This window comes from Peribacillus sp. N1 (assembly GCF_054600815.1).
Genome location: NZ_BAAHZO010000039.1, coordinates 1 through 304 on the forward strand (window position 1 = coordinate 1; position 304 = coordinate 304).

Here is a 304-nt window from a genome sequence, read left to right on the forward strand (position 1 = left end):
CTACCGCAAGCATAGTCGCAATACTTTCAAAAGGAACGAAAGTGACGGTATATTCGGAATCCAATGGCTGGGCGAAAATCAAAGCCAATGGAAAGGACGGATATGTCAGCACCAAGTATCTGTCTGCTACAAAGCCAGGATCGGGATCAACGGCAGCCACACCTGCTAAAACGACGACGAAATATGTGAATGTGAGCACGGGTTCACTCAATATGCGAAAAAGTGGGAAAGCTACCGCAAGCATAGTCGCAATACTTTCAAAAGGAACGAAAGTGACGGTATATTCGGAATCCAATGGCTGGGC

Annotated in this window: 1 protein-coding gene; it reads left to right on the forward strand. The window is 46.7% G+C overall.

The annotated features are described in order from the left end of the window. On the forward strand, positions 1 to 304 hold a 304-nt coding region (locus ACYP5M_RS26555), incomplete at both ends, for an SH3 domain-containing protein (RefSeq protein ID WP_459735736.1).